Source organism: Tenacibaculum xiamenense, assembly GCF_964513065.1.
Lineage (GTDB): Bacteria > Bacteroidota > Bacteroidia > Flavobacteriales > Flavobacteriaceae > Polaribacter > Polaribacter xiamenense.
Genome location: NZ_CAZEQU010000018.1, coordinates 19,837 through 36,119, shown reverse-complemented (window position 1 = coordinate 36,119; position 16,283 = coordinate 19,837). Strand labels below are relative to the sequence as shown.

The 16,283-nt window shown below is 34.5% G+C and carries 1 protein-coding gene; it reads right to left on the bottom strand.

Annotation, left to right across the window (positions count from 1 at the left end; translation table 11 throughout):
• Nucleotides 1-5: 5 nt before the first annotated feature.
• Nucleotides 6-16,265: a non-ribosomal peptide synthase/polyketide synthase gene (locus ACKTTV_RS08880; protein ID WP_408030484.1), complete on the bottom strand. Its 16,260-nt coding sequence runs from the start codon at nucleotides 16,263-16,265 to the stop codon at nucleotides 6-8.
• Nucleotides 16,266-16,283 lie beyond the last annotated feature (18 nt).

The following is a 16,283-nucleotide window of genomic DNA, read 5'->3' as shown; positions in this document are numbered from 1 at the left end:
AAAGCTTATATTTCAATAGTTTCTAAATAGTTTTCTTCATCAGTTTCATTGTCATCTTCTTCCTCTAAATAAGATTTAAAGATTTCAATAAGTGACGCTTGTTCTTCTATGGTTGTTTCTTCGAAAATTTCACGAATAGAGACTTCCGTTTCAAATATGGTTCTAATCATGGATACTAGTCGAGTAGCTAATAAAGAATGCCCCCCTAAATCAAAGAAATCATCATAAACACTGATTTTTTCAATCCCTAACAATTCTTGCCAAATAGCAACTAATTGTTCTTCTGTTTCGTTTCTTGGTGCTAGATATTCTTTATCCGACAATTCTGAAAGATCTGGTTCAGGAAGTGCTTTCTTGTCTATTTTTCCATTGGCAGTTAAAGGCATTTCTTCCAAAACAAACCATAGTTGAGGAATCATATAGTTTGGTAAACTTTCAGATATTGCTTCTTGTAATTCCTCTTGATTTGCATCATCTTCAACCACTAAATAAGCGACTAATCGATTTACTCCAGTTGGATCTTTTTTAGCAAGCACGCAACATTGACTAATTGATTTTAAAGAGACTATTGTATTTTCTATTTCTCCTAATTCAATACGATAACCACGAATTTTAACCTGATCATCTGTACGACCTACAAATTCTAATGTACCATCTGGCAACCATTTTCCTAAATCACCCGTTTTATATAAGCGACCTCCGTCTTCTGTAAATGGATTGGTGATAAATTTCTCTTTTGTTAATTCATCTCTATTCAAATATCCTCTACCCACACCAATACCACTCGTCCACAACTCTCCAATAACACCTATTGGACATAAATGATCAAACTGATCTACAACATACATCTCCATATTTGCTACTGGTTTTCCAATTGGTACCGAAGTTCCTTCTGGAGCTTTGGTCATGATATGAAGTGTTACATCATCAGCTGCTTCTGCAGGTCCATAAGCATTTACTACGGGAACGTTTGGATATAAAGAGAACCATTTTTCAAGCAATGGCTTTGTAGCGGCTTCACCTGTAACCAAGAAGTACTCTAAATTAGTTAAGCCTTCTACTGCAACACCTTCATCTAGTAAACTTGAAACATATGAAGGAACTAACTGCAAATGACTTACGTTATTGCTAGATAGTGATCGTTGGAAATTGTAAAAATCTAAGATACTTTCTTCACTATAGATTACAATTTTACCTCCAGATATTAAACCACTCAACATTTGCCATACTGAAATATCAAATGTAAATGGAGCAGTAAAAGCTACCGCGCTATTCTCATTCATCTTAAGGTCATCAACCATCAATAATAAATGGTTTAACAGACCTGCATGCTCTATCATTGCTCCTTTAGGCAATCCTGTACTTCCTGAAGTATAAATTATGTAAGCTAAATTATTGGCATTGTATGACATTTCAATTCCTGAATCTGGATATTCAGAACCTAATACCTCATCATTATCCAGAGAGATTAACTTAACTGAATCATCAAACAAAGATTCTAACACCAATTCGTTAAGTTCATCTGTAACGATCAAAGAACATCCTGTATCTTCGACCATATATGAAATACGTTCCATTGGGAAATCCGGCTTGATAGGAACATAAGCGCCTCCAGATTTTAATATTGCCAAGACTCCAACAAGCATGTCTAAATTTCGCTCTAAACAAATCCCTACTAAATCATCTGGTTGTACTCCTTGCCCCATTAAATAATGAGCAATCCTGTTCGAGCGTTGATCTAATTCCTTATAGGTTAATTCCTCTCCTTCGAATACTGCCGCAATGGCTTCTGGAGATTTCAACACTTGAGTTGCAAATAAATCAACTACCGTTTTATCTAATGGATAAGTAACATCTGTATTGTTAAATGTTTCTATTAGTTGAACATCATCTTTAGGAAGAATAGTTAAACTATCCATAGCTATATTTCCCTCCTCTTTTAATGCAGTTACTAACTGATATAAAGCTTCTTCGATATATCCTAAAAACTGCTCTGGATTAATGTCGCCATCAATTTGAGCTGTAAGTTCAAACTCTTTTCCGAAATCATCAATATCTAATGATATTGGATAGTTGGTTCGTTCATTAACCATTGTTACTGCAAGACCTAAATCAATGGTTTCGTCATCCTGCAATAATCCCTCTGACATCTCTTCCTCTTCTTCTTCTGAAATTGAGTGACGATAATTCATTAATGCACTAAAGATTGGAAGTTCATTGGAAATACCACTCCAACTATGAACATCTGATAAAGGTGTTTGTTCGTAAGCTAATATTTCAGTCAACGCTTTCTTAACCTCAGCAACATATTCAGATACTGTTCCTTTTAATTCTGTAAGAAATGGTAATGTATTGATGAATAATCCTAACGAATCTGCCGCTCCAAGAGAACCTTGTAAACGCCCTAAAAGTAATGATCCAAAAACAGCATAATCCGTATTACTACATCTTCCAACAACCAAACCAAAAGCTGCATGGAATAATACCGCTGGACTCATACCTAACGAAATACTAATATTTCGTAGATCTTCACCTAAATTTTCTGGTATCATTGACTGCGCTTCTTTTATATCACTAAAGTTATCTCGTGTATCCGTTAACCCAAATGGATAAGTTGGTTCTTGAATATCTCCTAGCAATTCTTTAAAGTAAGACTCACTGTCATTTGTAGCTTGTTGATGTAACGTATGTCCTATAAAGTCTCTATATAAAACTGGAGTTGGAAGCTCTGATTCTTTTCCTGTTAAGTACAACACAATTTCAGAAACAACCTTTTCTAATCCTATATGGTCTAATGCCAAATGATGTTGATAAACTACCACATAACATATTTCATTCTCTGGATCATCTATAAATTTTAACTTTAATAGCGGAGCTTTAGATACATCCATCCAGTGACGTCCAGGAGCTGCTAACTCTTGTAGTTCTGTTGCAAAATCTTTATCACTATCAATCACATACTCTTCTACAGATAATTTTGCTTCTCTTAATACAACTTGAACTGTATTAGGTAACCCTTCACTTAAAAAAGCAGTACGTAATACATCATGACGGTTTACAACAAATTGTAATGCTTCGACAAACGATGCACGTTTTTCTTCATTTGCAAAAGAAAGCAAGGTTGGTAAAATATATGGATCTCCTTCGTTTTCATCACTCATTAAATAATGGAAATAGATTCCTTCTTGTAAAGGTGATAAAGGATATATATCTTCTATATTAGAAACACCTCCTTCAATTTGGGCAACTACTGCATCAATTCCTTGTTGATCAAAATTTAATAATGGCACCATTTCTGGTGTAATAACCTTGGTATCTCTTGTTATTCCATTAGGTGGAGTTACATACATAGAACTTGACAGTACCATTTTTTCTATGATTCCTACAATACAAGGGTTCAAGAAAATATCTCTAACTGCTATATGGTAACCAATTTTTTGTAAACGGGCTATCAACTGAACAATTAATAAACTGTGTCCTCCTAATTCGAAGAAATCATCATAAACTCCAACTTTTTCAACTCCTAACAATTCTTGCCAAATAACCACTAATTGCTCTTCTATTTCATTTCTTGGAGCAATGTATTCTCTTGTTGATAATTGTGAGCTATCTGGTTCTGGCAACGATTTCTTATCGATTTTTCCATTGGCTGTTAATGGCATTTCTTCTAAGGCAATCCATAACATAGGTACCATGTATTCTGGAAGACTATCTTTTAAGGTCTCCTGAACTTTTTCCTTATTGAATTTTCCTTCTACAACTACATACCCTACCAAGCGCTGAATCTCGTTCTGATCTTTCATTGCTAATACGCAACAATTCTGAACACTTGATACTTGCGATAATGCATTCTCTATTTCACCTAATTCAATTCGATAACCTCGAATTTTCACCTGGTCATCAGAACGACCTACGAATTCTAAAGTTCCATCTGGTAACCATCTTCCTAAATCGCCTGTTTTATATAAACGTCCTCCATTTTCAGTGAATGGATTTTCTATAAATTTTTCTGTTGTAAGCTCAGCTCTATTCAAATACCCTCGACCAACACCAATTCCTGCTGTCCATAATTCACCAACAACACCTATTGGACATAAGTTTTCAAATCGATCAACAACATACATATCCATGTTTGCCACCGGTTTTCCAATTGGCACTGTAGCTCCTTCAGGAGTTTCGTTCATAATATGCAAGGTAACATCATCCGCTGCTTCTGCTGGTCCATAAGCATTTACTACGGGAACATTTGGATAAATAGAGAACCATTTATCTAATAATGATTTCGTAGCTGCTTCTCCTGTTACTAAGAAATAGCTTAGGTTTGACATACCTTCAGTTGAGTTTCCACTTTCTAACAAACTGGCTACATAAGATGGTACTAATTGAAGATGACTTACATTATTCTCTTCTATAGAAAATTGGAAATCATCAATATCCAAAATACTTCCTTCACTATAAATAGCCACTGAACCTCCACATAACAAAGCACTTAACATCTGCCATACGGAAATATCAAATGTAAATGGTGCTGTAAATGCTACGACACTTTCATTAGTCATTTTCAATTCATCGACCATTAATAACAAGTGATTTAATAAACCAGCATGTTCTATCATAGCTCCTTTAGGTAACCCCGTACTTCCAGAAGTATAAATGACATAGGCCAAATCATATGATCGATATTCAGTTTTTACAGGAATCGTAGCATAATCTGAAACATTTTCTATTGCTATTAGTTGTATATTATCAGAACATGACGTTAAAGTTTCCTGAGTTTCTAGATTGGTAACAACAAGAGCACATCCTGTATCTTCAAGCAAGTATTCAATGCGATCTTTAGGGAAGTCAGGCTTTATAGGTACGTAAGCACCTCCTGCTTTTAGGATCCCTAATACTCCAACTATCATGTCCAAACCTCTCTCCAAGCATATTCCAATTAAATCATCAGATTTTACGCCTTGAGACACCAAGCAATGTGCTAATTGATTAGAACGCTTATTTAATTCTTGATAACTTAATTCTTCACCTTCAAAAGTTGCTGCTATAGCATTTGGTGATTTTTGAACTTGATTAGTAAATAAATCTACAACAGTTAGATCCAATGGATAATCTACTTCAATTCCATTGAAAACATTCAATAATTGAGTTTCTTCCTTATCAGTTAACATTGTAACCTCTCCTATTGACAGCTCAATATTACTAACAATACTCGCTAATAATTCTTTATAATGCTCTAGCATTCGAATTATGGTTTCCTCTTTAAACAAGGTAGTACTGTATGTCAAACTCAATTCAAAAGTTGACTCTACTTCGGTTACGTCTAAAGTTATATCAAACTGAGAGCTTACTGTTTCTGATTCATATGGTGAAATAGCTAAGCGATCAAAATTCTCTTCAACCTCTTGTAAATCTACTTCTTGCAATTCAACCGTACCACCAACAGTATTTTCTAGTGAGAACATTACCTGGAATAAAGGTGTTGTACTCATATCACGATTTGTTACAACTCTATCTACAACTTTCTCAAACGGAGCTAACTGATTGTCATATCCTTGTAGAGTTGTTGTTTTTACCTGACTTAATAACTCTTTAAAACTAATATCATCACTTAAATCACTTCGCAGTACCAAGGTATTTACAAAGAACCCTATCATTCCTTCCAACTCGGATTGTGTACGGTTAGCTATTGGAGTACCTATACAAATATCATCTTGACCGCTATAACGTGCTAATAATACTTTGAATGCAGAAAGTAAAAACATAAAGGTTGTTACATTTTCTTGCTTCGACAAGGCTTTGATCGAAGTTCCTAATTCTTCATTTAAGTTTATAGTGATATTGGCTCCTTCAGTTTCTTGAATTGCAGGACGCATAAAATCAGTAGGTAACTCTAATACACTTGCATTGTCTAATTTTTGTTCCCAATACGAAAGTTGGTTTTCTAATACTTCGCCATCAAAATACTTACGTTGCCAAACTGCATAATCTGCATATTGTAAAGTCAATTCTGGTAAATTAGCTTCTCTACCTAGTTGTACTGAAGCATAAAGCTCATCAAACTCTTGTATTAAAATATCTTCTGACCAACCATCGCTTGCAATGTGGTGGAAAACACATGCTAAAGCAAACTTGTTACTTCCTAGATCATATAAACGAGCTCTTAACTTATAATCATTTGCTAAATCAAAAGGAATGGTTAAAAACTTTCCTAAACTAGCTTCAAACTCAGTTTCCGATATTGTTTCTTGACTTAAACTCCAATCTTCATGACTTCTTACTTCTTGATAACCGTATCCCTCAGCAGATAAGATATTCGTACGTAATACTTCATGACGAGCAACAATTGTTTTAATTGTTGTTTCTAGGTGAGCTTTATTCAAGTTTCCTTCCAAATACATAACTACTGGCATATGATAGGCCAATGTTCCTTGTAACTGATCGATAAACCAAATACGTTCCTGACTAAAAGATAACGGAATGCGCTCAGGACGTTCTTCTGCTGTAATTGAAGGTAACATTACTCCCACAGACAATTCAGATACATGAGCTGCTAAATCTGCCAATACAGTATATTCAAAAACTCCAGCAATTTCTATTTCCTTTTTTAACTCTTTACGAATCATAGAAACCAATCGAGTGGCCAATAAACTATGTCCTCCTAGTTCAAAGAAATCATCATGAATACCAACTCTTTCAATTCCCAATAATTCCTGCCAAATAGCTGCCATTTGTTCTTCACTTTCGTTGGTAGGCGCCACATATTCTCTTGCAGATAATTCTGAGCTATCAGGTTCTGGTAATGACTTTTTATCAATTTTACCATTGGCTGTTAAAGGCATTTCGTCTAATACTATCCATAGCATAGGAACCATATATTCTGGCAAACTTCTTTTAAGCTCTTCCTGTACCTTTTCTTTATCAAACTCGTCCTCAACTACTACATATCCTATTAATCGGTTTGTACCAATGTTATCTTCTTTGGCTAATACACAACTATTTTGAATACCTGAAACTTGCGATAATGCATTTTCTATTTCTCCTAATTCAATACGATAACCCCTGATTTTTACCTGATCATCAGAACGACCAACAAACTCTAAAGTACCATTTGACAACCATCTTCCTAAATCGCCTGTTTTATATAACCTTCCTCCTTCTGTGATAAATGGATTCGCAATGAACTTTTCTTTAGTAAGTTCATCTCTATTTAAATATCCTCGTCCTACTCCAATACCAGAAGTCCATAATTCTCCAACTACACCTATTGGACACAGGTTTTCGAATTGATCAACAACATATACATCCATATTTGCCACTGGTTTCCCGATTGGGACTACCACTCCACTTGGCGATTCTTTCATAATATGTAAAGTAACATCATCGGCTGCTTCAGCTGGTCCGTAAGCATTTACTACTGGAATTTCTGGATATAGCTTGAACCACATATCCAATAATGACTTTGTAGCCGCTTCTCCTGTTACTAAGAAATATGATAATCCAGAGAGACCTTGAGAAACTTCTTCATTTTGCAATAAACTGGCTAAATATGAAGGTACTAACTGAAGGTGACTTACATTATCCTTTTCCAAAGACGATTGTAAGTCGTCAATATCCAAAATAGTATCTTCACTATAAATGGCAATACACCCTCCACAAATCAATGCGCTTAACATTTGCCATACTGAAATATCAAAAGTAAATGGAGCCGTAAAAGCCACAACGCTTTCTTTAGACATTTTTAGTTCATCAATCATTAATAATAAATGATTCAATAAACCGGCATGTTCAATCATAGCTCCTTTCGGTAAACCTGTACTTCCAGAAGTATAAATAATATATGCTAAGTCATTTGCATTATAGGATAATTCTACATTTGTTATTGGATAATCTGAATCTAAAACATCCTCATCATCTATTGCTACTAACGTAATTGCCTCATCGAATAACGATTCTAAAACAAACTCGTTTAATGAATCTGTAACTACTATCGAACAATCTGTATCTTCAATAATGTAAGTAATACGATCCATTGGGAAATCTGGTTTAATTGGAACATATGCTCCTCCAGCTTTCAATATTCCTAGGATACCTACTATCATATCCAGCCCACGCTCTAAACAGATTCCAACTAGATTATCTCTTTGAATCCCTTGATCAATTAGATAATGTGCCAGTTGATTTGATCGTTGGTCTAATTCTTCATAACTCAGTTCATCTCCTTCAAATACAGCCGCAATTGCTTCAGGAGTTTCTTGTGTTTGTTTGTTAAAGATATCAACAACAGTTTTATCAAGCGGATATTCGGTTGCTGTATCATTGAATATATCTAATAATTGAGTTTCTTCTTGTTGAGATAGTATTGGTAAATCACCAATAGGTTGCTCCATATTTACTACAATACTTTTTAGTAATGTTTTGTAGTTCTCCAACATACGAGCAATGGTTTCTTCTTTAAACAAGTCGGTACAATAAACCACATTCAAGAAAATATTTGACTCTTCTTCATTTACATTGAACATTAAATCAAATTGAGCCGTGGTTTCTGAAAAATCATGAGGTAACATTAAAAGATCTTGTGTTCCAATATTTTCTTCTATCTCATCTTTAACAACATCTATTTCGCTATTGTAATCGAACATTACTTGAAACAACGGTGTCATACTCACATCACGTGTTGTTACCACTCGGTCAACTACCTTTTCAAAAGGTGTCAACTGGTTATCGTATCCCTCAAGGGTTGTTGTTTTTACTTGATGTAGTAGCTCTTTGAAACTTATATCGCCGCTTACATCACTTCGTAAGGCTAACGTATTTGTAAAGAAACCAATCATTCCTTCCAATTCATATTGAGTACGATTGGCAATAGGAGTTCCCACACAAATATCTTCTTGTCCGCTATAACGAGCTAATAAAACTTTAAACGACGCCAGCAAGAACATGAACGATGTAACCCCTTCTTTATGGTACAACTCTTTTAATGAAGCACTTAATTCTTCTCCTAAATCCATTGAAAAAGTGGTTCCTGCCGTACTCTGAACAGAAGGTCGAATATAATCTGTAGGTAAAGCTAAAGTGTCTACGCCTGTTAATTTATTCTCCCAATAGGCTAATTGCCTGTCCAAAATTTCACCTTCCAAATACTTACGTTGCCATATAGCATAATCGGCGTATTGAAGTGTTAATTCAGGAAGGTTAACTTCTCTACCCGTTTTTAATGCATCGTACAGTTCAGTAAATTCATTAGTTAAAATTGCTTCTGACCAACCATCACTTGCGATGTGGTGAAATATACAAGCTAGCACAAACTTATTATTCCCTAAATCATATAAACATGATCTTAATTTATAGTCACTCGATAAATTAAATGGTGTGGTTAAATAACTATGTATTTCTCCATCTAATTCACTCTTTTCTGAAACTGATTTCTTTTCTAAACTCCAGTTTTCTGCACTAACAATTTCTTGATATCCTATTCCTTCACTTGAAAATAGATTTGTACGTAATATCTCATGTCGAGAAACGATCGTTTTTAATGCTTTTTCCAACACATCTATATCCAGCTCACCTTCAATGTGCATTATCGTAGGAATATGATAAGCCAATGTTCCTTCGAATTGATCTAAGAACCACAGACGTTCTTGGCTAAAAGATAATGGAATGCGTTCATCACGCTTTTCTGCTACTATTTCAGGTAGAAGTACACCTTTTGATTGTGTGGCTATATACAATGCTAAATCTGCTATGCTGGTATATTCAAATATTTCACGAATAGCTATTTCTTTTTCTAAATCTTTACGAATTAAAGAAACCAAACGAGTTGCCAATAAAGAATGCCCACCTAACTCAAAGAAATCGTCATATACTCCTATCTTTTCTATTCCTAACAATTGCTGCCAAATTTCAACTAGCTTTTCTTCTGTTTCATTTCTCGGAGCCACATATTCTTTAGTTGAAAGTATAGAACCATCAATACCTGGCAAGGCTTTTTTATCTAGCTTTCCATTAACTGTTAATGGCATTTTTTCTAATTCTACCCAAAGTGTAGGAACCATATAACTAGGCAATGTTTTTTTCAATTCAGTTTGAAGTTCCTCTTTATCAAAATTCCCTTCTGAAACCACATACCCTACCAATTGTTTTGTTCCACTGGTATCTTCTTTAGCTAGTACGCAACACTGATTTACAATTGAGAGTGTAGATAACGCATTTTCTACCTCTCCTAATTCTACACGGTATCCTCTAATTTTTACTTGATCGTCTTTTCTTCCAATAAACTCTAAATTACCATCTGGTAACCATCTTCCTAAATCTCCCGTTCTGTATATTTTATCGTCTTTTTTGAATGGATTATCAATAAACTTCTTTTTATTAAGATTTTCTCTATTCAAATAACCTCTTGATAACCCTGCTCCACCAATACATAATTCACCTATAGCTCCTTTCGGAACTAGATTTAAGTTTTTATCTAAAACGTAGATTTGCATATTAGGCATTGGAATACCTATAGGGAAAGTATTTATAAATGAATGTTTGTCTAATGAATTGAATGAATATATTGTAGTTCCTACAGTAGCCTCTGTTGGACCGTATTCATTAATAATTGTTGAAGCAATATTTAACTCTGAAAATGTTGATAAATGATTTGGTTGTAATGCTTCCCCTCCCAAAACATATCTATCTGCCAAATTATTCGTAGTTCTTAGTACTGAATCTAACAATTCTAAATGTGATGGTGTTAATTTTATAAAACTGTAAGGGGCATACTTCTCAAGGTTTTCGTCTTTAAATGTATCCAAACCATTACCGCTACTAATCACAAGTATTTTACCATTTACCAATGGTGTAAAAATCTCAGTGATAGAAGCATCAAAAGATGCAGAAAGATGCATATAACTTCCTGATGCGTTTTCTCCCAAATACTGGTTACTACAAGTAGTAATGTAATTCATTAAACTACTATGATAAATTGGAACTCCTTTTGGCTTACCTGTACTTCCTGAGGTGTAAATTACATAGGCAAAATCATCAGTAGTAACAGTTTTATTTAATCGCTCTATTTTGTGATTTGCAATTTCTTGCCAGTCATTATCTAAAGCTATTACCGTAATAGTATCTTTTTCTTTTAGTACCTCATTACTTGTTCCTTTTGTTAGAACAATATTTATTCCAGCATCACCCAACATATAGTCTATTCTATCGTTAGGATATGCAGGATCAATAGGTATATAAGCTCCTCCAGATTTTAAAACACCCAAAATAGCAACAAGCATTTCTATGCTTCTTTCCATGCAAATACCTACAAAAGTATTTGATTGAACGCCTAAGTTGTCTAAGTAATTAGCCAATTGATTCGAGCGTTCGTCTAACTCTCTATAGGTTAACCCATCATTTTTGTAAATCAAGGCAATTGCTTCAGGTGTTTTCAATACCTGTTCAACAAACGCATCAACAACTGTTTTATCCTTTGGATAACTCATCTCTGTATTATTAACAGTTGCTATCAATTGCGTTTCTTCTTCTTTTGTTAGCATTGGTAAATTCCCTACAAATTGTGTTCTGTCTTTAACAATACTATTTAATAACTCTCGGAAATGTACCAGCATTCTATCTATGGTAGATTTTTCGAATAGTGCTGCGCAATAATTCACATTTAAAAGAATATCTGAATCTCCTTCAGCTATACTCATTGTAATATCAAACTTCGATGTTACATTATCACCTTCAAACTCTGATATTTCAACACCTCCAAAATCTAATGTAGTCGAACTATCATCTGTTAAACCAACAGCTGTATTCTCTGTCATAAACATTACCTGAAATAAAGGAGTTGTGCTCATATCACGAGTTACAACCACTTTATCTACTACCTTTTCAAAAGGTGTTTGCTGATGATCATAGGCTTCTAAAGTTGTTTCCTTAACCTGTTTCAAGAAATCTTTAAAACTTGGGTTATCGCTTAAATCACTGCGAAGTGCTAATGTATTGACGAAAAACCCAATCATTCCCTCTAAATCAGATTGCGTACGATTGGCAATAGGTGTACCCACACAAATATCATCTTGACCACTGTAACGGTGCAACAATACTTTAAATACAGATAAGAGGAACATAAACGTGGTTACCCCCTCATTTTGACATAATTCTTTAACCGAATTTGTTAAATCTTCATTTAAGGCTAAGAAAGTAGTTCCTCCATCTATACGTTGAGTTGTTGGGCGATCAAAATCTAAAGGAAGTTTTAGACTATTAACTCCTTTTAATTTCTTTTCCCAATATGCCAGTTGGTTTTCAAGAACTTCTCCGTCTAAATATTTTCGTTGCCAAATAGCATAATCAGAATATTGCAGATTTAGCTCTGGAAGATTTATAGAGTTACCATTTTGTAATGAGCTATATAATTCTAAAAATTCATTAATTAAAATATCTTCAGACCAACCGTCACTTGCTATATGATGCAAAACTACAGCCAATACATAATTTTCTTCTTCTAAATTGTATAAACAAGCTCTTAATTTAAAGTCTGTTGCCAAATCAAAAGGAGCCGCCTGATATTCCGCGATGCTTCTTTCAATAGTTTCTGCTGAACTATTTTCTTTTAATAAAGACCAAGAATCAGCCTTTACTATTTCCTGAAATCCAAAACCTTCTTCAGAAATAATATTGGTGCGTAATACTTCATGACGAGCAACAATTGTTTTTAGAGATTGTTCCAATGCATTTATATCTAACGCTCCTTTTAAACGAATTGCAATTGGCATATGATATTCAACCGTACCTTGTAACTCATCTAAAAACCATAAACGCTCTTGGCTAAATGATAATGGAATTCGTTCAGGACGTTCTTCAACAGTAACGGAAGGAAGTGATACTCCTTCTGAAAGTGTTGAGATATGTAATGCTAACTCTGATATTGTTGTGTATTCAAATACATTACGTATCAAAATTTCTATCGACATTTTAGTACGTATCATAGAAACCAAGCGAGTTGCCAATAGACTATGCCCTCCCAACTCGAAGAAATCGTCATATACCCCAATCTTATCTACTCCTAAAAGTTCTTGCCAAACAAGAACTAACTGTTCTTCTGTCTCATTTCTTGGAGCCACATATTCTCTACTTGATAGTTCTGAGCTATCTGGTTCAGGTAATGATTTTTTATCTATTTTTCCGTTAGCCGTTAAAGGCATTTCATCCAGTATAATCCAAATAGTTGGAACCATGTAATCTGGTAATATGGTTCTTAATCTTTCCTGAATACTTTCTTTTGTTGTTTTTCCTTCAGGTACTACATACCCCACCAATCTATTCGTTCCAATACTATCTTTCTTAGCTAAAACGCAGCCATTCTGAACGCCAGCTATTTTCGACAATGCACTTTCTATTTCACCTAATTCAATACGATACCCACGTATCTTTACTTGATCATCTGCTCGTCCTATAAATTCTAAGGTACCATCTGGTAACCATCTCCCTAAATCACCTGTTTTATATAAACGTTCTCCATTTTCACTAAATGAATCAAAGGCAAATTTTTCTTTGGTAAGCTCTTCTCTATTTAGATATCCTCTACCTACACCAATTCCACTAGTCCATAATTCTCCAACAACTCCCACGGGACATAAATTGTCGAATTGATCTACCACATACACATTCATGTTAGCTACAGGTTTTCCAATAGGAACTAGATCTCCCTCAGGAGCTTCATTCATAACGTGAAGTGTGATGTCATCAGCAGCTTCAGCGGGTCCATAAGCGTTTACTACAGGGATGGATGGATATAATGAAAACCATTTATTTAATAACGATTTTGCTACCGCTTCTCCTGTTATCAAAAAGTAACTTAACCTAGATAAACCTTCAACAGCAACTTTAGTTTCTAATAAACTTGCTAAGTAAGAAGGCACTAGTTGTAGATGGCTTATTTTATTCTGTACTAATGACGCTTGAAAACCATTGATATCTAATATTTCTTCTTCACTATATATAGCTACAGAGCCTCCACTTAATAAGGCACTTAACATTTGCCATACTGAAATATCAAATGTAAATGGTGCTGTAAATGCAACAACACTTTCACTACCCATCTTCAATTCATCAACCATGATTAATAGATGATTTAATAGACCAGCGTGTTCTATCATTGCTCCCTTAGGTAATCCAGTACTTCCAGAAGTATATATTATATAGGCTAAGGAATTAGGTTTATAATTTAATTCTGGGGACGTTAATGGATAACCTGATTCTACAAATGAAGCGTCATCTAATATTAACTGAGTAACAGTAGTAAAAGATGTTAACACTTCTTTACTTGAAGAGCTTGTCACTATCAAAGTACAAGCCGTGTCTTCTAAAATATGAGCAACACGATCAACTGGAAAATCTGGCTTGATAGGAACATAAGCGCCTCCTGATTTTAAAACTCCTAATACAGCAACCAACATATCTAATCCTCTCTCCAAACAAACACCAACCAAATCATCAGATTGTATCCCTTGTCCTATTATATTATGTGCTAGCTGATTAGAACGTTTATCTAATTCTTCATATGTCAACTCTTCTCCTTGAAAAACTGCAGCAATTGCATTTGGAGATTTTTTAACCTGCTCTTTGAATACATCAATGACTGTTCGGTCCAAATTGTATTTTGCAGAGGTTTCGTTAAAAACTTCCAATAATTGATTTGTTTCTGGTTGAGTAAGCATGGATAAACTTCCAATAGCCTGCTCAATGTTATTTGCTACAGTACCTAATAAAACCTTATAATGCTCCAACATTCTCTCAATGCTGGTTTTCTCAAATAAATCAGTACAATAATTTAGATTTAATGCAATGGTTTCACCTTCTTCTGAAACATTTAAGGTTAAATCGAATTGAGCTGAGGTATTTGTATACTCGTATGGTGATATACTAAGGTTTCCTAACCCTAAATCTACACCCGTATTTGTGTCAAGCTCTCCATTTTCTGCTTCCGAAACACCTCCTTCATTATGGTAATCGAACATAACCTGAAATAGTGGTGTAGTGCTCATATCACGAGTTGTAACCACTTTGTCCACAATTTTTTCAAAAGGTGTTTGCTGATTTTTATATCCTTCGAGTGTAGTCGTTTTCACTCTTCCTAAAAACTCTTTGAAACTTGGGTTCCCACTTAAGTCTGTGCGCAAAGCAAGTGTATTAACAAAGAAACCAATCATTCCTTCTAATTCAGATTGAGTTCGATTTGCTATAGACGTTCCTACACAAATATCATTTTGACCACTATAGCGCGATAATAACAACTTGAAAACTGACAACAACAGCATTGGCATAGTAACACCTTCCTGTTGGCATAAAGCTTTTAATGATTTGCTTAATATTCCATCTAGCGAAGTTGAAACATCTGCACCTGCATTACTTTGCATTTGAGGACGCGCAAAATCTAATGGTAACGCTAAAGTATTTACACCTGATAGTTTCTTTTCCCAATATGCCAGCTGAGCATCTAAAATTTCTCCTTCAAAATATTTACGTTGCCAAATAGCATAATCAATATATTGTAAGCTTAACTCTGGAAGCATTATTTCTCTTTCAGAATTTAAAGCACTATATAATTCTACAAATTCATTGGTTAATATGTTTTCCGACCAACCATCACTTGCTATGTGATGAAAAACACAAGCCAACACATATTTGTTATCCCCTAAATCGTACAAACATGCTCTTAATTTATAATCACTTGATAAATCAAAAGGAACAGAAAGATATTTCTGTAATGTAATTGATAGCTCTTCTTCTCCCGAAACCTCATATTTTTCCAGGTGCCAGTTATCTGAGCTAACAACTTCTTGGTATCCTATTCCTTCATTGGATAGAACATTTGTTCTTAAAACTTCATGACGATCAACAATTGTTTTTAAAGCCTGTTCAAGAATCGAAGTATTTAATTGTCCTTCCAAACGGATAACTGTAGGAATATGATACTCTTCACTACTTCCTTGTAATTGATCTATAAACCATAATCTCTCTTGGTTAAAAGACAAAGGTATTTCTTGGATTTCAGTTCTATCAAAAGCAACAATATTGCCGTCGGCTCCAATATGGCTGGTTCCTTTTTCATGTTTTTTAAGATAGCTTATTAAGACTTCCTTTTGGTTTTTAATTTTCTCAAGTAAATCTGAATCAATTGTAGTTTTCTTCGATTTAATACTTAATTTATCCCCTTCCAATACTAATTTGATACCTTCTTTTTCAGATATCTTTAGTATTTCTAATATTTCTAAGTTCATTGATTGAGTTGGTTGATT

Excerpts from the sequence above, each read along its gene's own strand:
- ACKTTV_RS08880 (WP_408030484.1), bottom strand. The coding sequence starts at position 16,265 with ATGAACTTAGAAATATTAGAAATACTAAAGATATCTGAAAAAGAAGGT.